This is a genomic window from Maribacter aquimaris (genome assembly GCF_014596745.1).
Lineage (GTDB): Bacteria > Bacteroidota > Bacteroidia > Flavobacteriales > Flavobacteriaceae > Maribacter_A > Maribacter_A aquimaris.
In genome coordinates this window covers 80,651-107,645 of the sequence record NZ_JABTCF010000007.1, presented here as the reverse complement: position 1 = coordinate 107,645, position 26,995 = coordinate 80,651, and the positions used below count along the sequence as shown (strand labels likewise).

The following is a 26,995-nucleotide window of genomic DNA, read 5'->3' as shown; positions in this document are numbered from 1 at the left end:
TAAAAACAATATTCGATGATAAATGAAGAGGCCAACATACTATCAAGGGTCGGCAATCATCAAGGGAACAGATGTCTCAAGCTTAGTGGTCTTGAACCCCTGATAGTTACACCTGAAAGCAATTTTATTAATGTAGGGGAACGGACCAATGTGGCCGGATCAAGGAAATTCCTTCGTCTTATCAAAGAAGAGAAATTTGAGGAAGCCCTTGACGTTGCCCGCCATCAGGTTGAGGGAGGTGCCCAGGTCATCGATATCAATATGGATGATGGCCTGATTGAAGGCAAAGAGGCTATGGTAAAGTACCTGAACCTTTTAATGGCAGAACCCGATATTGCACGGGTGCCCATTATGATCGATAGTTCCAAATGGGAGATTATCGAGGCAGGGTTACAGGTCGTTCAGGGAAAATCCGTTGTAAACTCCATAAGTCTTAAAGAAGGTAAGGAGCAATTTGTACAGCACGCCAAACTGATCAGGCGTTATGGTGCTGCCGTCGTGGTGATGGCTTTTGATGAGGTCGGCCAGGCCGATAATCTTGAGCGCAGGATCGAGATTACCAAACGGTCCTACGACATTTTGGTCAATGAAGTGAAATTCGCTCCCGAGGATATTATTTTCGACTTGAACGTATTCCCAGTGGCGACGGGTATGGATGAACATAGACGGAATGCGATCGACTTTATCGAGGCAACGAAATGGGTAAGGGAAAATTTGCCTTACAGTAGTGTCAGTGGGGGAATAAGTAATGTTTCCTTTAGTTTTCGGGGAAACAATCCTGTGAGGGAGGCCATGCATTCGGTTTTCCTGTACCATGCGATAAAAGCAGGGATGAATATGGGAATCGTGAACCCAACGATGTTGGAGGTTTATGATGATATCCCAAAGGATTTATTGGAACATGTCGAGGATGTAATCCTGGATCGTAGGGATGATGCCACAGAGCGATTGCTCGATTTTGCCGAATCGGTTGTCGGAAAAGCCAAGGAAAATAAGATAGATCTATCATGGAGGGAAGAACCATTACAAAATAGGATCACCCGTGCTTTGGTAAAAGGTATTGACCAATATATCGTAGAGGATGTTGAAACAGCCAGGAAAAGTGTCGACAAACCCATAGAGGTTATTGAGGGACATTTAATGACAGGTATGAATGTAGTTGGTGACCTGTTTGGAAGTGGGAAAATGTTCTTGCCACAAGTTGTGAAATCGGCCCGGGTCATGAAAAAAGCAGTGGCCTATCTTTTGCCGTATATAGAAGAGGAGAAAAGAAACAATCCAGATGCGGTTGCTGGGGGTGCGGCAGGAAAAATCCTTATGGCAACTGTTAAGGGCGATGTACATGACATCGGAAAAAATATAGTGAGTGTTGTTTTGGCCTGTAATAATTATGAGATCATTGACCTTGGGGTAATGGTTCCCCCGGAAAAGATTATAGAGGCTGCTAAAAAGGAAAATGTCGACATCATTGGTTTAAGTGGTCTGATTACTCCGTCGTTGGATGAGATGGTGTTTTTGGCCAAGGAAATGCAGCGTCAGAATTTCAATGTACCCTTGCTTATAGGAGGGGCGACCACGAGTAAGGCCCATACCGCAGTGAAAATCGATATCGAATACCAGAATGCGGTGGTGCATGTAAACGATGCGTCCAGGGCAGTGACCGTCGTTGGCGATTTGTTGCAAAAAGAAACTTCCGACACGTATAAACAATCGATAAAGTTGGATTATGAAACGTTTCGTGACAAATTTAAGAACCGTGCGAAACATAAAGAGTATCGGTCATTGGCAGATGCAAGGGCGAACAAATTCCAGATTGATTGGAAGAACACGAATATCGTAAAGCCTACGACCATGGGTATTCAGGTCATAGAAGATTTAGATCTTGGTAAACTATTGCCTTTTATAGATTGGACACCTTTTTTTAGAAGTTGGGAGCTCCACGGAAGGTATCCGGCTATTTTAACCGATGAGGTAGTCGGTGTGCAGGCCAAAGAACTATTTTCTGATGCCCAGGATATGTTAAAAGATGTATTACGGAATAAACTGTTGAAAGCAAAAGCGGTTTTTGGTTTGTTCAAGGCGAATACTGTCCAAGAGGATGATATTGAAATAGAGGGGGAGGATAAGAAATTTGTTTTCCGTACGTTACGGCAACAATTGAAAAAGCGGGAAGGAGTACCTAATTTTGCCTTGTCGGATTTCATTGCGCCCAAGGATGAAGGAATAGAGGATTATATTGGATGTTTTTGTGTAAGTACAGGATTTGGTACGGCCGAATTGGCCGATGAATTTGTAAAGGACCATGATGATTACAACGCCATAATGATCAAGGCCTTGGCCGATCGATTGGCAGAGGCCTTTGCAGAGTATCTGCATAAAGAGGTTCGTATGAGGTATTGGGGCTATGAAAAGGATGAGGAATTGAGTAATGAGGAATTGATAAACGAAAGCTATAAAGGTATACGGCCGGCACCTGGGTATCCTGCCTGTCCCGACCATTTGGAAAAATTGACCCTATGGGAGGTTTTGGGGGTTAAGGAAAAAATAGGTGTTGAACTTACCGAGAGCTTGGCCATGTGGCCTGCTGCAAGTGTAAGCGGGTATTATTTTGCAAATCCCGAGGCCCGCTATTTTGGATTAGGGAAAATAAAGGAGGATCAGGTAAGGGATTTTGCGGAGCGAAAGGGGATGCCAATCGAGGAAGCCCAGAAATGGTTATCCCCAAATATTAGTGAGGATTGAGCATCGTTTTGCCTCAAGGTTCTTGACTGCGATTGGAATGGCAGGGTAGCGGTATTTTTCTGCCCCTGCAAGGTTTGATTCCTGTGAGGTTTGATTCCTGCAAGGTTTGATTCCAGCAAGATTTGATTCCTGTGAGGTTTGATTCCTGCAAGATTTGATTCCTGCAAGGTTTGATTCCAGCAAGATTTGATTCCTGTGAGGTTTGATTCCTGCAAGATTTGATTCCTGCAAGGTTTGATTCCTGCGAGATTTAGGTCCTGCAAGATTGATTCCTGTGAGGTTTGATTTCTGCGAGATTTGATTCCTGCAAGGTTTTTAAAACCTTGTAGGTATATAACAAATCTCGCAGAAATCGCAAAAAAAACGGATAGCCCAACCAAGTAGGGTTATCACTAAAATGAAAATGAATATTACATACTGAAACAAGTTCAGCATATATGAAAATAACGGACCACATAAAAAATGCCAAAGGAGAGACTTTGTTCTCCTTTGAATTGATTCCGCCTGTAAAAGGAAAAAACATACAGGAATTATATAATAATATAGACCCCTTGATGGAGTTTAAGCCGCCGTTTATAGATGTTACGACCTCTCGTGAAGAATATGTCTATATTGATCGTGACGGACTTTTGGATAAGAAATTGACACGTATGCGCCCTGGTACGGTTGGTATTTGCGCTTCCATACAGCATAAATATCAAGTGGAGACAGTTCCACATATCTTATGTGGAGGGTTTACCAAGGAAGAAACCGAATATGTGCTGATTGATTGCCATTATCTAGGTATAGAGAATGTGATGGCATTAAGAGGAGATGCCCGAAGGGAACAGAAATATTTTGAACCTACCAAAGGAGGACATTCCTTTGCCCTCAATTTGGTGGAGCAGATCAATGATTTGAATCATGGGAAATACCTTCACGAAGTCATCGAAAAGGATGAGCATGCGGATTTCTGTATCGGCGTGGCAGGGTATCCTGAAAAACATTTGGAAGCCCCCTCCCTACAATCCGATCTAAAGCGATTAAAGGAGAAGGTTGATGCAGGTGCCGATTATGTGGTAACTCAGATGTTCTTCGACAATCAAAAGTTCTTTCAATTTGTTGAAGCCGCTAGAAATATGGGGATTACCGTTCCGATTATTCCAGGGATAAAACCGATTGCGGTAAAAAGACATCTGCAATTGTTGCCCCAGGTTTTTAGAATAGACCTACCCCAGGATTTAATCGATGCCGTTGATGCCTGTACTGATAATAAGGCGGTTCGCCAAGTGGGCGTGGAATGGGCCATCCAACAGTCAAAAGAATTAAAGGAATATGGGGTTCCGGTTTTGCATTACTATTCTATGGGCAAATCGGATAATATCCATGCCATAGCCAAAGAGGTGTTTTGATTTTTTGAAATTCGTTCAACGGCGGTTGGTATTACAAGGTGTAAAACAAATGTGTTAACTTCGCGCCGTGCCTAAAGCACCATAAAATTTCTTTTGCACTTCATGAACCTAAGGTTACTCCCCGTTTTGCTGTTTGTATGTACTATTGGTTTTTCCCAGAACAATGGAAAAACAAAGAAATATACTATTGGTCTAGATCAGTTTTATGGTTCGGTATTACTTCATAATACCGATATTTCCCACTTAATATCGAATCATCCGGCAGGGTTGATCTTTAGTTATAATCGCAAAACTTACGGGGATGAGGCCTGGCAAGAAGATTTTAATTATCCCGATATCGGGGGGTCGTTCATTTATCAGAATATGAACAATAGTACTTTGGGTGAAAATTACGGACTTTATGCCCATTACAATTTCTATTTTTTTAAGCGTTTAATGCAGTTCCGAATTGGGCAGGGTATTGCGTACAATACCAATCCATATGATAAGTATGATAACTTCCGGAACAATGCCTATGGTTCCCGTTTGTTGAGTTCGACGTATTTAATGTTGAATTACCATAAGGAAAATATATTCAAAGGGCTGGGCTTTAAAGCGGGTATCACATTGATCCATTATTCCAATGCGAACTTTAGGGCTCCCAACACATCGACCAATACCTTTGCCCTGAATGCGGGTTTGACCTATGATTTGGACGGAGGGGAGGAAATAGCCTTTTTACCGACACGGGAAAAAGAAAAAATAACAGAACCTATTAAATATAATTTGGTTTTCCGGGCCGGATTGAATGAGAGCGATGTTATAGATATGGGGCAATACCCCTTTTATATTGTCTCAGCCTATGCCGATAAGCGATTGGGGAGAAAAAGTGCGATCCAATTAGGGGGTGACATCTATTTTTCCCGTTTTTTAAAGGAATTGATTCGTTTTCAGTCTATTGCCTTTCCAGAGAATGGGGTTTCGGCAGATGATGACTATAAGCGTGTAGGGGTCTTTTTAGGTCATGAACTATTCATTAATAGAATGTCGGTCATAACCCAATTGGGCTACTATGTATATTATCCTTTTGATTTTGAAGGTCGAATGTACAATAGGGTCGGTTTGAAACGTTATTTTGGCAATAAGGTATTCGGGGCGGTAACCTTAAAGTCCCATGGGGCAAAGGCTGAAGCTGTTGAATTTGGAATAGGGGTTAGGTTATAAAAGATGTAATGTTGCAAATGGAAAAAACAAAGTTCATAGATAACAAGGTATACTATGGGGCATTCAAGGGGCTCATGGTCGTTTTCGTGTTTTTCCTTTTTTCTTGCAACAGTGAGGATGCCCCGGATTGTTTTAAAGATACCGGGGAGATTGTTCGAACCGAAATAGAGGTATCAAGTTTCTCTAAAATAACGGTATTTGAAAAGGTTAGTCTAGTTTTGAAACAGGGTGATGTTCAAAAGGTTGAGATTGAAACTGGTGAATTTTTACAAAAAAATATTACGGCGGAAGTTGAGGATGGACGATTGTTGCTGCGCAATGATAATGGCTGCAATCTTTTTAGGGATTACGGTGTCACCAAAGTGTATGTGACGGCACCGAACATTACTGAAATCAGAAGTAGTACGGGGTTACCCATTACCAGTGACGGCGTACTAGGTTATGAAAGTCTTAAATTGTATTCAGAGAGTTTCACCGATCCAGAAGCGGAAACCACGGATGGGGAATTTGACTTGGATTTAAATACCAATAGTCTGTCTATTACCGTCAATGGTATTGCCTATTTCAAGTTAAAAGGAACTACAAATAGTTTGTATATCAATATTGCTGCTGGGGATTCAAGGATCGAAGCCGAAAACCTAATCGCCAATGCAGTAAGTTTAAACCATCGTGGAACCAACGATATCCAAATAAATCCACAAGAATCGATTTCCGGGATAATTAGGGGTACGGGTGATGTCATTAGTTACCACCAGCCGGATACCGTCGATATTGAGGAATTGTATACCGGAAAGCTTATTTTTAAGGATTGAATTAAAAAGGACTTGTTTTCTACCTAGGTATATGAACGGCAAAGTATCCCGGTCTTTTTAGGACAGGGGTAATCAGGACGCTCGATTCTTTATCAGCGGGCATAAAAAATTGTACGGTATTGAAATCCTTTATCACATATCTGAAAGACCTTTTCACTTCCAAAAGTGAAAAGCAACTACATCCAACTTTGGAGGGATTAACTGGGGTAGATGACCTGCTCAACGGCCTTATAATTGAAAAAAAGATTCCAGGGCTCGCCATCACGGTACTTGAGAAAGGAGAGGTTTTATTTCAAAAGGGATATGGTTATGCGGATGTAGGGAAACGGGTAAAGGTAGATCCGAAACGAACCATCTTCAGGATTGCCAGTGTTTCCAAAAATATTGCAGCGACCGCCTTGGCCCAAATGGTTAAGGAGGGGGCTATTGACTTGGATGCTTCCCTATATGACTATGTTCCTTATTTCCCGAAGAAGGAATATGATTTCACTATACGACAGTTGGCAAGCCATACGGCGGGGATTCGTGGGTATAAAGGAAAGGAATACGGTTTGAACGAACCGTACTCCATAAAGGATAGCCTACGGATATTCAAGAATGATGACCTACTTTTTAAACCAGGGACCGATTATCATTACAATAGTTATGATTGGGTATTGATTTCTTTGGCCATGCAAGAAGCAAGTGGGGTACCCTTTGGGGACTATGTTGACGAAAAGGTACTTGGGCCTTTTGGGTTGACCCATACTTTTGGTGAGGGTTCCGAATCTAGTGCAATTGAAATGACAGATGGGAAGAACGACCATCTGGCTACCTTCTATTCAAGAAGAAAATCAGGATTTTATAAAGCGATGCCTGTAAACAACACCTATAAACTGGCTGGTGGTGGATATTTGTCAACTTCCGATGATATGGCCAAGTTCGGACAGGCGTATCTGAAGAAGGAGATTTTGCACGATGCTGTATTTTCCGAATTTCTCACTACCGAAAAGATAAATGGAAAGGCTACCTATTATGGCTTGGGTTGGCAGGTTAGTGAGGATAAAAAGGGAAGACCTTATTTTGGTCATGTAGGGAATGGCGTGGGCGGTTACTCCAATCTCTTTATTTACCCTAATGAACAAATGGTTTTTTCCATTCTGACGAATTGTACAAACCCTCGTATTCAGGATGTCTTGGATGCAATGATCGATATTTTCCTTGCTGATTCCCAATAATAAAGGTTGATTTAAAGAAAATTATGCAATTAAATAAGTTTTTGTAAAAAAAATCAAAAAAAGAACGACTTTGAATTTGTTTTTTAAATTTAATAATTACCTTAGTCCCAGATTTACATGACAATGACAAAGCAGTATTTCTTTAACGGTTTTTATTTTTTCTTCTTTTATAAGAGGGAGACGGGACTGTTGTAGTGTATTGCAAACATTATATATAACATTAAGTCCCGTGAAAAACGGGACTTTTTTTGTTGAAAAATATCAGTTTTATTATATCGGATAAAAATGGGTTTAAAGATAGCCATACAAGGAATCAAGGGGTCTAACCATCATCAGGTGGCCCTGGATTATTTTAAGGAGGAGGTTGATTTAGTGGAGTGTATGTCCTTTCATGGCTTGGTGGACTGCCTGCTTGATGCGACAGCGGATAAAGGGATAATGGCCATTGAAAATTCGATTGCGGGGTCAATCATCCCCAATTACGCACTTGTTAATGATAAGAAACTCCATATTATTGGGGAGTATTATTTGAACATCCACCATAATCTTATGACCTTAAAGGGACAGTCGATCGAGGATATTCATGAAGTCCGTTCCCACCCGATGGCCCTGCTGCAATGTCGTGAGTTTTTAAAGACATATCCCCATATAAAAGTGGTCGAGGATGTTGATACCGCAGAGACCGCCAAGCAAATACATGATAATCACTTAAAGGGTGTTGCGGCCATAGCTCCCAAAGTGGCTGCCGATTTATATGATTTGGAAATCATTGCTCCGGATATTCAGACGATAAAGAACAATTCGACCCGATTTATTATTGTAAAGACCACCAATAAGGAGTGGCCTATAACTGAAATAAACAAGGCTTCGGTCCGCTTTGTGACCGATCATAAAAGAGGAAGTCTCGCAACAGTGTTGAATGTGATGAGCGATTGTAACATGAATTTGACCAAAATACAGTCATTGCCCATTATTGAAACTCCATGGAAATATGCCTTTTTTGTTGATGTGACCTTCGATGAATATAATAATTTTGCAAAGGCCAAGGCGCTTTTAGAAATCATGTCAGATGACTTTAGGGTTTTGGGGGAATATAAAAATGCTAGAATATGATTCGTACTGCGGATAGATTACAAACGGTTGAGGAGTACTACTTCTCAAAAAAACTTAGGGAGGTCCGTGGGCTTATTGCCGAAGGTAAACCTATAATAAACATGGGAATCGGCAGTCCGGATCTTGCCCCCTCTGAAGCGGTTTTAACGGCGATAAAGGATTCAATGGACGATGCCGGCGCGCATCAGTATCAGAGTTACCAAGGGCTACCGGCATTGCGTCAGGCGATTGCTGATTTTTACGCATCGAAATTCGAGGTGTCTGCAGATCCAACCACTGAGATATTACCCCTTATGGGATCCAAGGAAGGAATTATGCATATCAGTATGGCTTTTTTGAATGCTGGGGATGAGGTTTTGATACCTAATCCAGGATACCCTACATATACTTCGGTCACCAAATTGGTCGGAGGGGTACCCAAGCAGTATGATCTTAATGCGGAAAATGGTTGGTTTCCCGATTTGGAGACCCTACAGCAACAAGATCTGTCCAAAGTGAAATTAATGTGGGTCAGTTACCCGCACATGCCCACTGGGGCTTTGGCCAATGAGGACCAATTGAAACGATTGATCCAGTTTGCAAAAGACAATGGAATCCTTCTTGTGAATGATAACCCATATAGTTTTGTGCTTAACAAAAAGCCTTCAAGTATCTTGGCCATCGATGGGGCAAAGGAAGTAACCTTGGAACTGAATTCCTTGAGCAAGACTTTTAATATGGCCGGATGGCGCGTAGGTATGGTGTTGGGTAATGCCGAACATATCAATGCCATCCTCAAAGTAAAGAGTAATATGGACTCAGGCATGTTCTATGGTATTCAAAAAGGAGCCATTGCAGCTTTAAAAAGTGGTGATGATTGGTATAGGGCTTTGGATAAGGTATATCAAAAAAGGAAGGCGTTGATGTTGCAATTAGCTGACAAATTGAATTGTACCTATGACAAAAATGCTGTTGGGATGTTCGTCTGGGCAAAATTACCCCTAGGGGCTTCAGATTCTGAGGATTTTATTGATAATGTACTAGATGAAAAAAATATATTCATCGCTCCAGGTACGATTTTCGGAAGCAATGGTGAGGGTTATATTCGATTTTCACTTTGTGTGAAAGAGGAAAAAATTAAAGAAGCACTAGAAAGGTTTTAAGATGAATGTATTTGTAATTGGTGTAGGTTTGATCGGGGGTAGTATGGCCAAGGATATTAAACGGCTGGTCCCCGAAGTCACGATTCATGGTGTAGATACCAATGTATCACATTTAGAAGAGGCGTTGGCACTTGGTTTGATCGATAATAAGGCTAGTTATGATGATTTGCATTTGGCAGATGTAGTCATAGTGGGTATCCCGGTAAATGCAATGCTGACCGAGCTGCCACGGATATTGGATCAAGTGAATGATGATTGTGTGGTCTTCGATGCGGGTTCAACAAAAGCGACGTTGTGCAAAATTTTGGACGATCATCCAAAAAGAAGAAATTTCTTAGCTTGCCACCCTATTGCTGGTACAGAGTTTTCTGGTCCTGCCGCAGCTATCGATCATTTGTTTCAAGGGAAGACCAATATTATCTGTGAGATTGAAAAAACAGCGTTTAAATTACAGGAAAAGGCTTTGGGACTTTTTCAGGAGCTTGGTATGCGAATAAGATATATGAACCCTGAGGCACATGATAAGCATATTGCCTATGTATCACATTTATCACACATCAGTTCTTTTATGTTAGGTAAGACGGTAATCGATAAGGAAAGAAATGAACGCGATATCTTTGACATGGCGGGAAGTGGATTTGAAAGTACCGTGCGATTGGCAAAAAGTTCACCGGCGATGTGGGCACCCATTTTTGAGCAGAATAAGGAGAATGTGGTTGAGAGTTTGGACGAGTATATCGAAAATCTTGAGGCCTTTAAACAATTGCTGCTCAAAGATGATTATGAGGGCATTTACGATGAAATGAACAATACGAATAAAATAAAGGAAATATTAAAAGGAATACCTTTGAACAAATAAGAGGAAAGTAAAAATGGAGAATTCAAAAGAAATGAGAACATGGTTGGATGATTTGGGACTAGATCATCCTTTGGTAATTGCAGGACCATGTAGCGCAGAGACCGAAGAGCAAGTCTTGAAAATAGCCCACGAGCTTAAGGATACCGATGTAAACTATTTTAGGGCCGGTATTTGGAAACCAAGAACACGACCAGGCAACTTTGAGGGTGTTGGGGCGTTGGGTCTTAAGTGGCTACAACGGGTAAAGGCAGAAACAGGATTGAAGACCGCTACCGAGGTTGCCAATAAAGCCCATGTGGAATTGGCCTTGGAACATGATATTGATTTATTATGGATAGGTGCACGTTCAACGGTAAGTCCATTTATAGTACAGGAAATTGCAGATGCCCTAGAGGGTACTGATAAGATTGTATTGGTCAAAAACCCGGTTAACCCAGACTTGTCTTTGTGGTTAGGGGCAGTGGAACGATTATATAGTAAGAACATTAAAAAGTTGGGTGTGATCCATAGGGGCTTTTCTACCTATGAAAAATCCAAATATAGAAATATTCCTGAATGGCAGTTGGCCATTGAACTACAGACGAAATTCCCGGATTTGCCGTTGATTAATGATCCTTCGCATATTACAGGTAATAGGGATATGATCTTTGATGTTTCCCAAACCGCATTGGATCTTAATTTTGACGGACTTATCGTAGAAACCCATTTCGATCCGGATAATGCATGGAGTGATGCTGCGCAGCAAGTAACACCAAAGGCCTTGGTTCAGATCATGAAGGACTTACGTATACGTAAGGAAACCGATGAGGAAGCGGAATTCAATAGCAAGCTGAGTAACCTTAGAACGCAAATTGATATCATCGATAACCAATTGATCGATATGCTTGGGAAACGAATGAAGATTTCTGATGGAATAGGGAGCCTTAAAAAGCAAAAGAATGTTGCCATCCTTCAAAGTAATCGATGGAACTCTATTCTGGGAAGTATGATTCTGGAAGGGGAGTCTAAAGGATTGAGTGAGGAGTTTATACTAAGAATGTTTAAAGCCATTCACCAAGAATCCATCAATCATCAAGAGAAGATAATGCAAGGTTAAAAAAAATCCCGATTTTAAATCGGGATTTTTTTTTGAAAACTGTAACACTGGCAGCGGTATCATATCTTTAGATAAATCTAAAAGAATAACGATGAAAAAAATACTATTCCTTTTGGCGGTAATTAGTTCTATAACCGCATCGGCCCAAAGAATGATCGATAAAGAAGTGGGAGACTTCAATAAGATCAAGGTTTTTGATCTCATAGAGGTGAACCTCATAAAATCCGATGAAAATAGGATTACCATCAAAGGTGAGAATGTTTATGATATTAAGGTTGTGAATATGGATGGTACCCTGAAGTTGAAAATGCAATTGGACAAGAAATTTACGGGTGAGGATACCTTTATAGAGGTCTTTTACAAACATTTGGATGTGATTGATGGTAATGAAGGTGCCAAGATAGTCTGTAACGAATTGGTTCAGCAAGACCATCTTGAAATCCGTTCACAGGAAGGAGCTCAAATTAAGGCAGGATTGGATGTAGTCGATCTGGAGGTCAGGGCTGTAACAGGAGGCATCGTTGAGTTGTCCGGTTTAGCGGAAAACCAATCGATTGTATTGAATACAGGGGGTGTCTTTGAAGGTCGTGAACTTAAAACATCCAATACGCAGGTGAAAATAACCGCAGCAGGTGAGGCTGAGATATATGCATCGGAAAAAGTCGATATCAATGTAAGGGCAGGTGGGGATGTCTATGTGTATGGAAACCCCAAGGACATCAATAAAAAAACCCTGGCCGGTGGCAGGGTTCATATAAAAGACTGAATCATAAAAAAAGCCGGTTATAAACCGGCTTTTTTTTATCGTTTAAAAATGTATCGGGTAATGAAAATACCCTGACCATCCCCTTTGCCGCCATCACTCTCAACCGCACTGGTCACAAATGCCAATTCCCATCCGTCGGCAACCATCGCATTGATTTTAGAGGAAATTACCGCATCATTTGCAGCGATATTCTGAAAACGGATTCCCCCAATATTGAAAAAGTTCAATAATTTCGTCTCCTCGAAATTCTTTACCCTAATCTCACCCCTTTTCGATTTATTGCGACTCTTATCCTCTTCGGATTGCACACTGGTGAATTCTTGATAATCCTTTTTTTCAAGGGTGCTGATCAGCCTCGAACGTCCCAAGCCACTTGGTACTATAGACTCTACACTGGTTATTACCGTGTATTCCTGGGCACTTAACCCAAAGGACATTAAGACTAGAAGACAAAAAAGTAAAACGCTCTTTTTCATGATATAATAGTTTAAGGTTATGTGTGTTTCATGTATATAACGGTACCCAAAGATCATAAAAAGGAATAAAAAAACCCGGCGAAAGGGCCAGGTTTCTTTAACAGTTTACATTCTAAATGCAGTTTTATTGAACGGAAAAGTCAAAAACCGATTGGTTTTCCCTTCCCTGTGGTACCTGTCCTTGGTAAATAAAGCAATACTCTCCAGGCTCTAGGGCATCTGGAGTCACCTTGAATTTATTTCCTTCTATTTCTTCCATTGAAAAGTTAAGTGCGTATTTTGGGTCGATGCCACTGCTACTGGTGATCCAACTATCCTTGCCCGTAATAACTTCCCTTAGATTTTTTCTGTCCTTAACCGTCAGTTTCACCAAGACAAATTCATTGGGGTTGCTTGCCATTCTAAACCACCAGTTGAAAATACCAGTATCACCTCCTTGGTTGTTTTGCATGTTGTCTACTTCCGTAACACTTGGGTCAAATATAAAAGTAAACTCGGGTGCATTGGTGTTGAGAACATTGTTTGAATGTATACCGGGTAATTGCGCTTTCTTTTTTGAATTGATCAATCCAGAGACCAATTTTTGGGCTACTGCATTTGAATTTGAACCGGAGAAAACACTGGGATGGATCAACTTATCCTCACCATTTTCAGCCAAATAGTAAATACCTGTTTTGGATTTGGTGTTCTGTTTGGATTTATCCATGATCAACGAAATGACTTCAGAAGAAACCCCGGCTTTTTTCAAATTGCCCAATGCGGCGATGGAAGCATCGAATTTTACATCTGATGTATTGATCTTGTCAATGATCATATAATCATCGAAACCGAGATCCATCATTTGTACAACAGATTCATTGGTAATCGTTTCCTGTGCTACCAATACGCCTGAAAAGGTAAATAATAGGAGGTAAATAGTTTTCTTTACTAAATTCATTTTTGTTTTTGTTTTTGATTTTGTTTTCATGGAACTGCGCCAAAAATATAGTATTTTATGTTAATAAAAACAGTTACTTTGTAAATTAAGGGAATTTGTTAATTAATGAAAGGCATTGTTTATAAGTCGACTGGCAGCTGGTATACCGTGAAATCGGTAGATGGGGATTTTTACGAATGTCGTATAAAAGGTAAATTCCGTATTAAGGGAATAAAAAGTACCAATCCCGTTGCCGTAGGGGATCATGTTGTTTTTGAGGTGGAAAATGCGGATGAGGAAACCATCGGGATCATCACCGAAATTGAGGATAGGAAAAATTATATCGTCAGAAAATCGGTGAAACTTTCCAAGCAGACCCATATCATCGCGGCTAACCTAGATCAGGCGTTTTTGTTGGTGACCCTTAAAAATCCAAAGACCTATACCATCTTTATAGATCGTTTCTTGGTCACGGCAGAAGCTTATCATATTCCTGCGGTTCTACTCTTTAATAAAATCGATTCCTATGATGAGGATGAGTTGTTGGAGGTCAAATACCTAGCAGCCCTCTATCGGGAAATCGGGTATACCTGTATCGGTATATCGGCTACCACAGGTAAGAATGTCGATAAGGTAAGGGATTTAATGGTCGGCAAGATCAGTATGTTCTCTGGTAATTCCGGCGTGGGCAAATCTACATTGATCAATGCTTTGGAGCCGACGTTACAGATAAAGACTGCCGAAATATCGGAACAACATCTACAGGGGCAGCATACCACAACCTTCGCTGAAATGTTCGATCTAAGTTTTAATGCCAGAATCATTGATACCCCTGGGATTAGGGGGTTCGGTATCTTTGACATGGGAAAGGATGAAATCGGTGACTATTTCCCTGAGTTTTTTAAACTTAAAGGTGGATGCAAATTCAATAATTGCCTTCATTTGGATGAGCCTAAATGTGCAGTGAAGGAAGTCCTTGAAAATAATGAGGTAGCCTGGAGCAGATACAAAAGTTATGTTCAAATGGTAACTGGGGATGATGATACCTACAGAATCGATATTTTTGAGAAACCGTAAATTTATTTCAATCTAAAAGGTAGTGGTGTTGTCATGAAGGCTGTTATACAAAGAGTTTCACGCGCAAGTGTTTCGGTGGATGGGGAAACGATTTCCGAAATAGGTAATGGATTACTTGTTTTATTGGGTGTTGGCTATGGGGATGACGAAAATGACATAGCATGGCTTTCCCGGAAAATTGTAAATCTTCGAATATTCAATGATGAAAATGGAGTCATGAACAAATCATTGGTCGAACAGGGCGGGGATGCCATTGTGGTGAGTCAGTTTACCCTACAGGCTTCAACCAAAAAAGGAAATCGGCCTTCTTACATAAAAGCGGCCAATCCGGATATCGCCATTCCCTTATACGAAAAGTTTGTACAAAGGTTTCAAATAGATCTTGCAAAGGATGTGGGTACAGGTGTCTTTGGGGCCGATATGAAAGTGGACTTATTGAACGATGGACCGGTAACCATCATTATTGATACAAAATCACGGGAGTAGTAAATTTCTTAAATTTTTCTTAAAAAATGTAAGAAAAATATTTAAATTAGAGGTATAGTAATTCAACCATACCTGACTAATGCGCTTACCTTATCTACTATGCGCCCTTTTGGCGTTTACTTCTATTTCTTCCCAAGAAAAAACATACCAAGCTTTAAACCTCAATCCCCTTCTGACCAAAGATGCGAATGCGGTTGTTCGTTTGGATGAGATAAAGATCGAGGTGTTATCCAACCATTCCATGGTTTACGAAGTAAAACAGGTCGTGACCGTTTTGAATAAAATGGGTAATAGCTATTCCAATACCCAATTGAATTATGACAAAGAGAAGAAAATAAAAAGTATTGAAGCTTTCATTTATGATAAAAACGGAAAAGAAATAAAGCGGATTAAAAGAAAGGATTTTCAGGACTTAAGTGCAGCGGATGGATTTTCATTATATAGGGATGATAGATTATTGTATTATAACTATATCCCGATCCAGTATCCATATACATTGGTGTTCAACTACGAGGTGGAAACGAGTGATACAGGCTTTTTTCCCCCATGGTATTTTATTTATGGATATGGGGTTAGTGTTGAGAAAAGCCAATATGGGATTAACTATTCCGACACAAATTTAGCGCCTGATATCAAGGAATATAACCTTGCTGAATTTGATTTCAAAAAAACCAATGCACCCGGCAAGATTGTTTACGAGGCGGTAAACATACCGGCCTTTAAACATGAACAGCTAAGTCCGAATTTCGCCGATATAGCACCAAGATTGAAAGTAAGGTTGAAAAACTTCAGTTTAAAGGGAATTGAGGCCAATGTGACAGATTGGAACGATTTAGGGGCCTGGATCGATGGTCATTTGTTAAAAGGTAGGGATGAACTGTCAATGGAGACCAAAAGAATCGTGCAGGATTTGGTGAAAGGGGTTGATGATACTTTGGAAAGGGCCAAAATCATTTACAACTATGTTCAGGAGAATACGCGGTATATCAGTGTTCAAATTGGAATAGGGGGGTGGCAACCCATTAGTGCTATCGAGGTCGATAAAGTGAAGTATGGTGATTGCAAGGGGTTGTCAAATTACACTAAGGCCCTGCTGAACGAGGTAGGGGTTGAGGCTTATTATACAGTCGTTCATGCAGGTAATGGGAAATTTGATTTTGACAAGGATTTTCCTGTGCTACAAGGTAACCATGTGATTTTGGCCATACCATACCAAGATCATTATTATTGGATCGATTGTACGTCCCAGGTACAACCTTTTGGGTTCATAGGGGATTTTACCGACGACAGGAATGTTTTGGTTGTCAAACCCGGGGGTGGCGAAATTGTCAAAACTATCGCTTATTTAAATGAAGAGAATAAACAAAGTACAACGGCATCCTATTCATTGTCTTCCCAAGGGGCGATCAATGCCAAAGTGAAAATAGAAACAAAAGGCGTGCAATACGATAGAAGGTTTTATTTGGAAGATGAAACCGATGAGGATGTCATAAAACACTATAAAAAATATTGGAGTACCATAAATAACCTGAATATTGATTCATTCGAATTTACGAATGACAAAGAAGGGATTTCCTTCCAAGAAAATGTGGTTTTAAACGCTAAAAGTTATGGTACCCTAAGTCAAGAACGAATGATTTTCGTGTTGAATGCTTTTAATAGATCGGACTATATACCTAAGCGGTATCGTGTGCGTAAAAGACCTTTTGAAATTTCCCGGGGCTATGAGGATACGGATGTGTATGATGTGAAATTACCGAAAGGTTACAAGGTTGAAGCAATGCCTGAGGCTACAACAATATCCTCGGAGTTTGGCTCTTATAGGATGTCTGTAAAAGTAATCGATGGGGAAACTTTGCAATACAGAAGAACATTTTCATTGAAGGCTGGGTTATATGCACCTAATAAATATAATGATTATAGGGAGTTCAGAAAAAATATAGCCAAGGTGGAAAAGGCAAAAGTCGCTTTGGTGAAGAACATTAGGCAAGATTGAATATTAAGCACATTACATTATGCGTACCAATTTTATTTTATTAGTCACAGGTCTTTTTTTTATGAACGTTTTTGCACAGGAACCAAAATTTGGTGATATCACCAAAGAGGAACTGGCGCAAAAAGAATATGTAAAGGATCCAGCGGCATCGGCGGTGGTCACTTATCGGAAAGTGGATATAACCTATGATTACGTTAAGGGTGTTGGTTTTCGTGTAGATAAAAGTGTTTATGAACGTATAAAAATATTCTCTGCGGAAGGCTTTGAATATGGAACAATCTCGGAGAGCCTCTATCAGTCAGGTTCCGATCGTGAGTCACTTGGGGCAATAAAGGCGGTTACCTATAATTTAGAGAAAGGTAAGATTGTTAAATCCAAATTGGATAAAAAGGATGTCTTTAGTGAGGAAGTAAATAAATATAGGCTTCACAAAAAGTTCACTATGCCTAATTTAAAGGAAGGTAGTGTAATCGAATATCAATATAGGATTTCTTCACCCTTTAGCTACAATATTGATGAAATCCTACTGCAATATGATATTCCTATTGTTCAACAAGAGATAGAAGTGACCATACCTGAGTACTTTGTATTTAATGAGCGTACCAAGGGGTATTTGTTTTTCGATATTCAAAAGTCCAGAGGGTCGGGAAGTGTAAGTTTTACATCGACCAATAGGACTTCACGTGGAGGGTTTAATGCCATGGGGACCTCTATTTCAAGTTCTTCGGTTGACTTCTTTGAAAATGTTTCTTTGATTAGAATGAATAATGTTCCGGCGTTGAAGGAAGAGCCCTATGTCAACAATATCAACAATTATAGAAGCTCAATTAAATTTGAACTACAGTATACCAAGTTCCCAAATTCAACCATTCAGAATTACACCAGTGATTGGGAAAAGGTTGTCAAGAAGATTTATGATTTTGAAACCTTTGGTGGACAGTTGAATACGTCTAGATACTTCAAAGATGATCTGAATACTTTGCTTCAGGGCAAGACAACGAATGAGGATAAAATGATAGCCATTTACCAATATGTGAAAAACAGAATGAACTGGAACGGGAATTATGGTTATACTTCTGATGAGGGGGTAAAGAAGGCTTATGATTCAAAGACAGGTAATATAGCGGATATCAACTTGATTTTGGTAGGAATGCTTCGCGCAGCTGGTTTGAAGGTCAATCCTATTTTGATCAGCACTAGAAGCCATGGCATACCCATATTTCCTACGTTGGAAGGTTTTAATTATGTGGCGGCCTCAGTGGAAATTAATGGCAGTACTATTCTTCTCGATGCTACGAATAAATTTGCAAAACCTAATCTGTTACCCACTAGGGCATTAAATTGGTTAGGACGTGCTGTAGATGAAAATGGTTCTTCAAAGGAATTCTCCCTATCGCCTAAAATTGGAGCAAATGAGATGATAATGCTCGATGCCGAATTATCGGACACGGGTGAATTGAATGGGGCATTAAGAAGGGTTTTGGAAGATGATTATGCGGCGTACATATTCAGGAATTCTTATGAGGCCATGGATGAGGAAAGTTATCTAGGGAAGTTGGAGGAAAATTATAATGGCATAGAGATTTCTGAATATTCGATTAAGGATAAACTCAATATAGGCAAACCCGTAATGGAGAATTTTCATTTTTATGGAGATGATCTGGTTGAGTTTATAGGGGATAAGATCTATTTTTCCCCACTATTATGGTTTGCCAGGAAAGAAAATCCCTTTAAGTTGGAGAAACGGGTATATCCTATAGATTTCACGTATCCAGTCAAAAAAAAGTATAGGATTAAAATAGATATCCCTGAAGGTTATCAGGTAACTTATATACCAGAGGGCATTAGATTGGTAATGCCCGAAGAACAGGGAAGTTTCGTCTATAGGTTGGGGGTCAACGGGAATTCCGTGCAATTATACGTTGAAGAACAGATGAATGTGCCTATTGTCCAAGCTAAAAACTATACCATTCTCAAGAATTATTACAAATCTATTATTGAAAAACAGTTAGAAAAAGTAGTTTTGTCCAAAGAAGAAGGCAATGGGAATACAGAAAGCACAACAGGAGGTAGATAATTGGATCAAAGAGCATGGTGTTCGTTATTTTAACGAACTGACCAATATGGCCCAACTCACAGAGGAAGTAGGGGAGGTAGCCCGGATCATCGCCCGGCGATATGGCGAGCAGAGTGAAAAGGAATCGGACAAGGACAAGGATCTTGGGGAAGAGTTGGCCGATGTACTTTTTGTGGTCCTGTGTTTGGCCAACCAAACGGGGATAGATTTAGAAGCTGCTTTTGATAAAAAAATGGATATAAAGACCAAGCGGGACCACGATAGGCATCAAAACAACGAAAAACTCAAATAATAGTATATTTGAGGCTTCTATAAAAAAACCATACAACTTGAAGTTACACCTAATTGGTCCGTCAGGGAATATCGTAAAATCCAGTATCCAGATTACAGGTTCAAAAAGTGAGTCGAACAGGGCTTTGCTGTTACAGGCCTTATATTCGGGTATTTCAATCCGTAATCGTTCCAATTCGGACGATGCGGAGGTTATGCAAAAGGGACTTGCCATAGAGAATGGGGAGGTCGATATTCACCATGCAGGAACCGCAATGCGTTTTTTAACCGGTTATTTTGCTTCCCAGGAGGGTAAAAATATTGTTTTGACCGGTTCCAAGCGAATGAAGGAAAGACCGGTGAAAATCTTGGTCGATGCTTTGATCAGTCTTGGTGCCGATATTGAATACATCGATAAAGAAGGATATCCCCCGATTGTGATTCAGGGTAAAAAATTAACGGAGAGCAAGGTGAGTCTTCCTGCGGATATCAGTAGCCAATATATTTCTTCACTTTTGTTGATTGCCCCCAGCTTGGAAAATGGTTTGCAAATGGAGTTGGTCGGTAAGATAACCTCTGTTCCTTATATAAAAATGACCTTAGGGTTATTAAACCAAATAGGGGTACAAACATCATTTGAGGGGAACACCATAAAAGTCTCCCCAATGAAGGAAGTAGAGCCCATAGCATTGGTTGTGGAATCGGATTGGAGTTCAGCCTCGTATTTTTACAGTATTGTCGCCTTAAGTGGGGTGGGTTCCGAAATACAGTTGGGGTCCTATAAGAACGATAGTTTGCAAGGTGATCGTGTTCTTGCCGGGATTTATACCGATTTCGGGGTTGAAACAACGTTCACGGCAGATTCAATTGTCTTAAAAAAGGCACGGAATCATCAACTTGGATCTTTTACCTGTGATTTGGCCAATGCACCCGATATAGCCCAAACGATTGCGGTTACCTGTTTGGGATTGGGTATGGGCTGTGAGTTGACGGGATTGCATACCTTAAAGATCAAGGAAACCGATAGGTTAGAGGCCATGAAGGCCGAATTATCAAAATTTGGCGCTAAGGTAGCGGTTACCGATAGGGCACTCCTATTGCAGCCTTCCTTTGATTTAATATCGGAGGTGGCTGTAGATACCTATAACGATCATAGAATGGCCATGGCCTTTGCGCCATTGGCACTAAAAACCTCCTTTGTGGTCAATGATGCCGAAGTGGTTTCAAAATCCTATCCCGATTTTTGGAAAGACCTTAAAAAACTGGGTTTTCAGGCTCGGGAACTATAATTGTCATTTAATCATCGTTTTACTTGACAACCCCTATTTCGAGGTCGTATATTTGCAGCCGCTAAAATTGCCAAAAAAAAATACAATACGTACACTATATGAAATTATCACACTTTAATTTTGAACTTCCAAAAGAATTGTTGGCCGAGTATCCTTCTGAAAACAGGGACGAATCCAAACTAATGGTCATACACCGGGAAACGGGGAAAATCGAACATAAAATGTTCAAGGACCTTATTAATTATTTTGATGAAGGGGATGTAATGGTATTGAACAATACCAAGGTTTTCCCTGCAAGATTATATGGTAATAAAGAGAAAACGGGTGCGCGTATTGAAGTGTTCCTTTTAAGGGAATTGAACGAAGAACAACGTCTTTGGGATGTTTTGGTCGATCCGGCACGTAAAATCCGTATTGGAAATAAACTGTATTTCGGGGAAGACGAGAGTTTGGTTGCGGAAGTTATCGATAATACTACCTCTAGGGGAAGAACGTTACGTTTTTTATATGATGGTTCCTACACGGATTTTAGAAGAAAACTTAAGGAATTGGGTGAAACCCCATTGCCAAAGTACATTAAAAGGGATGTTGAGCCAGAAGATGAAGACCGTTACCAAACCATTTATGCAAAACATGAAGGAGCCGTTGCAGCACCTACTGCAGGGCTTCATTTTTCCAAACACCTTTTGAAACGATTGGAAATCAAGGGAATCGATTTTGCCGAGGTTACCTTACATGTTGGTCTGGGTACTTTCAATCCGGTAGAGGTTGAGGATCTTTCCAAACATAAAATGGATAGCGAAGAGCTGATCATTGACGAAAAAGCAACTGAGATAGTGAATTCCGCAAAAACCAATAAAAGAAAGGTATGTGCCGTAGGTACTACCGCCATGCGTGGTTTGGAAAGTGCTGTTTCCTCGGTGCATACACTGAATACCTTTAATGGTTGGACGAACAAATTCATATTCCCACCCTATGAATTCAGTATTGCGACTTGTATGATAACCAACTTTCACTTGCCAAAATCCACATTATTGATGATGGTTTCTGCTTTTGTGGGGCACGATTTAATGAAGAAGGCATATAAGGAAGCGATTATGGAAGGCTATAAGTTTTATTCTTATGGTGATGCCATGTTGATTTTATAATCAGGAGAGCACTTCCGCAGTAGCGGAAATTAAATAGATACCGAATAGTAAAATCCCACTTTGCGATGAATATTGAATGTGGGATTTTCTATTTTTCTACCTTAATCAAATGGAAGAGAAAACCCAAAAGAAGGATATAAGGGCATTGACCTTAGACCAATTGCGCGAGTTTTTCGTCAATAATGGCGATAAGGCGTTTCGTGGCAATCAAGTCTACGAATGGCTATGGCAAAAGTCTGCCCATACCTTTGATGTTATGACCAATATTTCGAAGGAAACCCGTGATCTTTTGACTTCCAATTTTGTAATCAACCACATTAAGGTAGACCAAATACAACGGAGTTCGGACGGTACCATAAAAAATGCGGTCCGTTTACATGATGATCTAGTGGTAGAGTCCGTACTTATTCCCACAAAATCCAGGACAACGGCCTGTGTCTCCAGTCAAGTTGGATGTAGTTTGGATTGTAAGTTTTGTGCCACATCCAGGTTAAAACGTATGCGGAATTTAAATCCTGATGAGATTTATGATCAAGTGGTTGCCATAGATAATGAAAGTCGTTTATATTTTGACCGACCGTTAAGCAATATTGTGTTTATGGGAATGGGTGAACCATTGATGAATTACAACAACGTGCTTAAGGCCATTGATAAGATAACTTCCCCGGAAGGTTTGGGGATGTCCCCCAAAAGAATCACTGTTTCTACTTCCGGTGTGCCCAAAATGATCAAAAGAATGGCTGACGAGGAGGTGAAATTCAATCTGGCCGTTTCCTTGCATTCTGCCATAGATGAAATCCGCACCTCGATAATGCCATTCAATGCTACCATGAATTTGGCCGATCTACGGGAAGCTTTACAATATTGGTATAGTAAGACCAAAAACAGGATTACCTATGAATATGTAGTCTGGAAAGGGATAAATGATAGTCAAAAAGATGCGGACGCCTTGGTTCAATTCTGTCGTTTCGCCCCTTCAAAAGTAAATTTGATAGAGTACAATCCTATTGATGATGGTCAATTTCAACAAGCAAACGACAAAGCCATTGAGATGTATGTAGCAACCCTCGAGCGTAAAGGGATTACCGTTACCGTACGTCGTTCCCGTGGAAAGGATATTGATGCGGCCTGTGGCCAACTGGCGAATAAGATTTAGAAGAGGGCATCATCATCGGTGGGTCCACCCCGTAGGCCAAAAAAAGATCTAAAATTTTGTGGTCAGTAACAGATTGATTGTGATGTACTTATTGTTAAAAGTGCCCCTGTCACAAAAACGTGCGCTATATCCTTTTAATTTTCCCTAAATTTAACCACCTAACCAAGTGGGACAATAAAGCAAATTTACTTGAAAGTAGTATCTCAAATAAAAGACCCTGTTATCCTGGAAATGGAACTTTTCGAAAAAAAGTTCCGTGAATCCATGTCCTCAAAGGTTGCCTTGTTGAACCGTATAACTTATTATATCGTCAACCGTAAGGGGAAACAGATGCGTCCCATGTTCGTTTTCTTGACGGCCAAATTATTGAATAATGGGGAGGTCAATGAACGAACGTATCGTGGGGCTTCGATTATTGAGCTTATACATACGGCAAGTCTGGTGCACGATGATGTTGTGGATGAAAGTAATAAACGGCGTGGATTTTTCTCTATAAATGCGTTGTGGAAAAACAAAATAGCCGTCTTGGTAGGGGATTACCTTTTCTCAAAAGGGTTGTTGTTATCCCTGGACCATGGCGATTTCGACCTACTCCGTATTATTTCGGTAGCGGTGCGTGAAATGAGCGAGGGGGAATTATTACAGATCGAAAAAGCCCGGAGACTGGATATTGTTGAGGATGTGTATTACGATATCATACGCCAAAAAACGGCAACCTTGATCGCCGCCTGTTGCAGTATGGGTGCCTGTTCGGTAAAGCCTGATTCCGAGGAGGTGGAAACCTTCCGGAAATTTGGGGAGTACTGTGGAATGGCCTTTCAGATCAAGGATGACCTTTTTGATTATGGCAATCAGCAAATTGGGAAACCCACAGGTATAGATATTAAGGAACAGAAAATGACCCTGCCCTTGATCCATGTACTCAATACCTGTTCCAAAACAGAAAAAAAGTGGCTGATCAATTCGGTCAAAAACCACAATCGCGACAAAAAGCGGGTAAAGGAAGTAATCCAATTCGTAAAAGACCAAGGTGGACTGGATTATGCCGAAAACAAAATGCACGAATTTAAACGACTCGCATTGGATATACTGTTAACCTATCCCCAAACGAATTATCGGGACTCCTTGGAACTTATGGTCAACTACGTTGTTGATAGAAAAAAATAAACTGCAATTAGCTTATACATAGTTAATTATGTTTTAATAATTTTATTTTTCATTCTCCAGGCAACTATCTTCCCTCTTTATGCGTCTATCTTTATAGAAGCCAATTAAACCATTTTGAAGATCATTACAATATATAACAACGAGAAACAACTCATAAAAAAAGCAGCTGCTGGTCATCAGGAAGCGCAGAAGCGACTTTATGAAAAGTTCGCCCCGAAAATGTTAGGGGTCTGTAGGCAATATGTCAAAGATCTGCACTTTGCCGAAGACGTGATGATCGGTGGTTTTCTTAAGGTTTTTAAAAACTTGGGATCCTTTGGGTTCAAAGGGAGTTTCGAGGGGTGGATTCGCAAGATCATGATACGGGAAAGTATTTCGTACATCCGAAAACAACAGTTTGTGGTGTATGATGATGATTTGTATGAACGAAATGAAATTGAAACCAATACCATTTCCACGGATATGGATGTTGAGCATATCCAAAGGCTGATCGATGCCTTGCCAGAAGGATATAAGATGGTTTTTGTGCTTTATGTGGTCGAAGGATACAAACATCAGGAAATAGCGGAACTTTTGCAGATCTCGGAAAACACCTCAAAATCGCAGTTGTTCAAAGCGCGTAAATTGTTGCAAGAGCAGTTGCAATACCAAAATATAATAGGTTATGGAAGTCGATAAATTCGAAAAACACATAAAGAAGAAACTGAATGAAAGGGAAATTACCCCTTCGGAAGGAGCGTGGAATACCTTGTCGGAACAACTACCAGTAGTTGCTCCCAAGAAAAAGAATACATTTATCTGGTATAGTGTAGCCGCCGTTTTTATTGGGGTATTGATTATGTCAACACTTTATTTCAAAGGAGGTCAGACCCCTTCGGAAACACAAATTCAAGTTGTAGAAACGCCCCAGGAAATCAACGTCCCTAAAAAGGAAGAGGATTTGATGGTGCCGATAAAAGAGGAGGATAAGTTGGTGGGGGTCAAAAAGGAAGTAATCCAGAAAGGGGATAGCCCAGGGGTTAGACCACCAGAAGCAATGATAAAAGACGAAACCCAAGTTGCTGTCTTGGAACCTAAAGAGGTGAAAAAAAATATGGAGACTGATCTTAAAGTAAAAACAGATCAACTTATTAATGCTAAAATCGCAGAAATGGCTGTGCAAGTAGAACTTTTGGAGGCTTCGGATTTTCAGGTGACCGATGCCGAAGTTGATTCTCTTTTACGAATGGCCATGGCCGATATTCTACGAAACAATCTAATTCAAGATAACAAAGTAGATGCAATGGCCTTACTTACCGATGTAGAGGATGAGTTGGATCAGTCATTTCGTGAACATATTTTCAATTCTTTAAAAGAAAAATTCCTTAAGACCAGAACGGCCTTTGCTGACCGGAACAATTAATATTCATCAATCAATAATTATCTTTCTTATTCCTCCTCTCCCTATGGAGGGGAGGATAGGGAAGACCTTAAAATCAAATTAATATGAGAGTTGTTATTATCTATTTAATGGTGTTGTTTATGTCATTTGGTGTTCAAAAAATTTTCGCTCAGGAAGAGAATGAAAATTTACAGTATAAAATCGGACAATTGGAAAAGGCCAAATCAGAAATTATCCTCCTTGAAAAAGAGGCATTAAAAACCGAATTGGAATTTATCAATCAGCAATTAGACAAGAATGATATATCTAAAGAGGAAGCACAAAAACAAAAAAAAGTATATGCTGAAAAACATGCAAAGAACATTGAAAATAAATTAACTATTATAGATAGTCAAATTGCCCTTTTAGAGCGTAATGGAGTTGTTGATTTGAATACGGATAGTAATCAACTAATGATTGGCATAAATGCAGAGGATGATCATGGAAATAGATTATTCGGTGTAAAATATAATTCCGGGAATCAGAATAAAATAGTGTATGATAAACGTACATATTCAGATTTGGTCGTAGCCTTTGGATTGAACAATGAATCAAATGGGAATGTATTATCGGGGTCACCGTTTAAAATAACAGGAAGTAAATTTTTTGAAATCGGATATGCTTGGAATACTAGGGTTTTTAAGAATACTAACTGGCTTAGGCTCAAGTATGGCGTCTCTTTCCAATTCAATGGTTTCAAACCGAATAATAAGTATGTCTATATGACAAATACAGATTTAGGGAATCCATATGCGATTATTTTACAAGACTTTAATGAAGCCACAGGAAGTGATGTTACAATAAAAAAATCAAAGCTAAGAATGGATAGTTTTATTTTTCCAATTCATTTTGAGTTTGGGCCTTCGAACAAAAAGGTAAATGGAAAATATGTTAGATATAGTACCGATAAAAATTTCAAATTTGGTATTGGAGGTTATTGGGGTATAAATTATAATACAATTCAAAAGGTTAAGTTTTCAGACAGAACTCAAATAGCAGTTCAAAATCTATCCAATATTTTCTATAAAGATGAACAAACTACGGTTAGAGGGCTTAGTGCTTATGCAGGATATGGGGAGTATTCTTTATATCTTAAATTTGAAACATCATCTTCTATTCGAAAGTTGATGAATCAAAATGTTATCTCCCTGGGTCTTCGTTTTGATCTTTAATTAT

Annotated in this window: 24 protein-coding genes; 22 read left to right on the top strand and 2 right to left on the bottom strand. The window is 39.9% G+C overall.

The features are described from left to right. Positions 1 to 15 precede the first annotated feature (15 nt). From metH to HPE56_RS12180, 10 genes are all read left to right on the top strand, one after another. On the top strand, positions 16 to 2,742 hold the full coding sequence (gene metH, locus HPE56_RS12225; RefSeq protein ID WP_188244044.1) for a methionine synthase: 2,727 nt from the start codon (positions 16 to 18) through the stop codon (positions 2,740 to 2,742). Positions 2,743 to 3,179: 437 nt separating this feature from the next. Further along, positions 3,180 to 4,133 (top strand): methylenetetrahydrofolate reductase [NAD(P)H], encoded by a 954-nt coding sequence (gene metF / locus HPE56_RS12220; RefSeq protein ID WP_188244043.1) that lies wholly within the window; start codon positions 3,180 to 3,182, stop codon positions 4,131 to 4,133. A gap of 102 nt (positions 4,134 to 4,235) precedes the next feature. Next, positions 4,236 to 5,336 (top strand): acyloxyacyl hydrolase, encoded by a 1,101-nt coding sequence (locus HPE56_RS12215; protein WP_188244042.1) that lies wholly within the window; start codon positions 4,236 to 4,238, stop codon positions 5,334 to 5,336. A 17-nt stretch (positions 5,337 to 5,353) separates the two neighbouring features. Continuing rightward, entirely contained in the window at positions 5,354 to 6,148 is a 795-nt protein-coding gene (locus HPE56_RS12210) for a head GIN domain-containing protein (protein WP_188244041.1), read from the top strand. A 119-nt stretch (positions 6,149 to 6,267) separates the two neighbouring features. Then, positions 6,268 to 7,365 (top strand): serine hydrolase domain-containing protein, encoded by a 1,098-nt coding sequence (locus HPE56_RS12205; RefSeq protein WP_188244040.1) that lies wholly within the window; start codon positions 6,268 to 6,270, stop codon positions 7,363 to 7,365. Positions 7,366 to 7,650: 285 nt separating this feature from the next. After that, entirely contained in the window at positions 7,651 to 8,478 is an 828-nt protein-coding gene (locus tag HPE56_RS12200) for a prephenate dehydratase (protein ID WP_188244039.1), read from the top strand. After that, positions 8,475 to 9,620, top strand: a complete 1,146-nt coding sequence (locus HPE56_RS12195; RefSeq protein WP_188244038.1) for a pyridoxal phosphate-dependent aminotransferase — start codon at positions 8,475 to 8,477, stop codon at positions 9,618 to 9,620. The genes HPE56_RS12200 and HPE56_RS12195 overlap by 4 nt, the downstream gene beginning before the upstream one ends. Position 9,621: 1 nt before the next feature. Continuing rightward, the gene (locus HPE56_RS12190; protein ID WP_188244037.1) at positions 9,622 to 10,479 is read left to right on the top strand and encodes a prephenate dehydrogenase; all 858 of its coding nucleotides are present in this window, start codon (positions 9,622 to 9,624) and stop codon (positions 10,477 to 10,479) included. A 13-nt stretch (positions 10,480 to 10,492) separates the two neighbouring features. After that, positions 10,493 to 11,575, top strand: a complete 1,083-nt coding sequence (locus HPE56_RS12185) for a bifunctional 3-deoxy-7-phosphoheptulonate synthase/chorismate mutase type II (protein ID WP_109652652.1) — start codon at positions 10,493 to 10,495, stop codon at positions 11,573 to 11,575. A gap of 91 nt (positions 11,576 to 11,666) precedes the next feature. After that, positions 11,667 to 12,341, top strand: a complete 675-nt coding sequence (locus HPE56_RS12180) for a head GIN domain-containing protein (protein ID WP_188244036.1) — start codon at positions 11,667 to 11,669, stop codon at positions 12,339 to 12,341. 35 nt (positions 12,342 to 12,376) lie between these two features. On the opposite strand, the gene HPE56_RS12175 is transcribed toward HPE56_RS12180, so the two are convergent. Both HPE56_RS12175 and HPE56_RS12170 read right to left on the bottom strand, forming a co-directional pair. After that, positions 12,377 to 12,817, bottom strand: a complete 441-nt coding sequence (locus HPE56_RS12175; RefSeq protein ID WP_188244035.1) for a hypothetical protein — start codon at positions 12,815 to 12,817, stop codon at positions 12,377 to 12,379. Between the two features lie 124 nt (positions 12,818 to 12,941). Then, positions 12,942 to 13,754: a hypothetical protein gene (locus tag HPE56_RS12170; RefSeq protein WP_188244034.1), complete on the bottom strand. Its 813-nt coding sequence runs from the start codon at positions 13,752 to 13,754 to the stop codon at positions 12,942 to 12,944. Between the two features lie 105 nt (positions 13,755 to 13,859). Here HPE56_RS12170 and rsgA point away from each other — a divergent pair, with 105 nt between their 5' ends. From rsgA to HPE56_RS12110, 12 genes are all read left to right on the top strand, one after another. Next, positions 13,860 to 14,810: a ribosome small subunit-dependent GTPase A gene (gene rsgA, locus HPE56_RS12165; protein WP_188244033.1), complete on the top strand. Its 951-nt coding sequence runs from the start codon at positions 13,860 to 13,862 to the stop codon at positions 14,808 to 14,810. Between the two features lie 33 nt (positions 14,811 to 14,843). After that, complete coding sequence (gene dtd / locus HPE56_RS12160) at positions 14,844 to 15,296, top strand: D-aminoacyl-tRNA deacylase (protein ID WP_188244032.1); 453 nt, start codon at positions 14,844 to 14,846, stop codon at positions 15,294 to 15,296. Between the two features lie 79 nt (positions 15,297 to 15,375). Then, complete coding sequence (locus HPE56_RS12155; RefSeq protein WP_188244031.1) at positions 15,376 to 17,292, top strand: DUF3857 domain-containing protein; 1,917 nt, start codon at positions 15,376 to 15,378, stop codon at positions 17,290 to 17,292. 19 nt (positions 17,293 to 17,311) lie between these two features. Beyond that, positions 17,312 to 19,369, top strand: a complete 2,058-nt coding sequence (locus HPE56_RS12150; protein WP_188244030.1) for a DUF3857 domain-containing protein — start codon at positions 17,312 to 17,314, stop codon at positions 19,367 to 19,369. Then, the gene (locus tag HPE56_RS12145; RefSeq protein WP_109652633.1) at positions 19,335 to 19,661 is read left to right on the top strand and encodes a nucleotide pyrophosphohydrolase; all 327 of its coding nucleotides are present in this window, start codon (positions 19,335 to 19,337) and stop codon (positions 19,659 to 19,661) included. Before HPE56_RS12150 ends, HPE56_RS12145 begins: the two co-directional genes overlap by 35 nt. Positions 19,662 to 19,698: 37 nt before the next feature. Further along, positions 19,699 to 20,928: a 3-phosphoshikimate 1-carboxyvinyltransferase gene (locus HPE56_RS12140; protein ID WP_188244029.1), complete on the top strand. Its 1,230-nt coding sequence runs from the start codon at positions 19,699 to 19,701 to the stop codon at positions 20,926 to 20,928. Between the two features lie 98 nt (positions 20,929 to 21,026). Continuing rightward, entirely contained in the window at positions 21,027 to 22,076 is a 1,050-nt protein-coding gene (gene queA / locus HPE56_RS12135) for a tRNA preQ1(34) S-adenosylmethionine ribosyltransferase-isomerase QueA (RefSeq protein WP_188244028.1), read from the top strand. Between the two features lie 109 nt (positions 22,077 to 22,185). After that, complete coding sequence (rlmN, locus tag HPE56_RS12130; protein ID WP_188244027.1) at positions 22,186 to 23,232, top strand: 23S rRNA (adenine(2503)-C(2))-methyltransferase RlmN; 1,047 nt, start codon at positions 22,186 to 22,188, stop codon at positions 23,230 to 23,232. A gap of 189 nt (positions 23,233 to 23,421) precedes the next feature. Next, positions 23,422 to 24,399 carry a polyprenyl synthetase family protein gene (locus HPE56_RS12125; RefSeq protein ID WP_188244026.1) on the top strand — a complete coding sequence of 326 codons (978 nt, stop codon included), beginning with the start codon at positions 23,422 to 23,424 and terminating at the stop codon, positions 24,397 to 24,399. 114 nt (positions 24,400 to 24,513) lie between these two features. Further along, positions 24,514 to 25,077: an RNA polymerase sigma factor gene (locus HPE56_RS12120; protein WP_188244025.1), complete on the top strand. Its 564-nt coding sequence runs from the start codon at positions 24,514 to 24,516 to the stop codon at positions 25,075 to 25,077. Next, positions 25,064 to 25,801, top strand: coding sequence for a hypothetical protein (locus HPE56_RS12115; protein ID WP_188244024.1), 738 nt, complete (start codon positions 25,064 to 25,066; stop codon positions 25,799 to 25,801). Before HPE56_RS12120 ends, HPE56_RS12115 begins: the two co-directional genes overlap by 14 nt. 83 nt (positions 25,802 to 25,884) lie before the next feature. Further along, positions 25,885 to 26,991: a hypothetical protein gene (locus tag HPE56_RS12110; protein ID WP_188244023.1), complete on the top strand. Its 1,107-nt coding sequence runs from the start codon at positions 25,885 to 25,887 to the stop codon at positions 26,989 to 26,991. Positions 26,992 to 26,995: the final 4 nt, after the last annotated feature.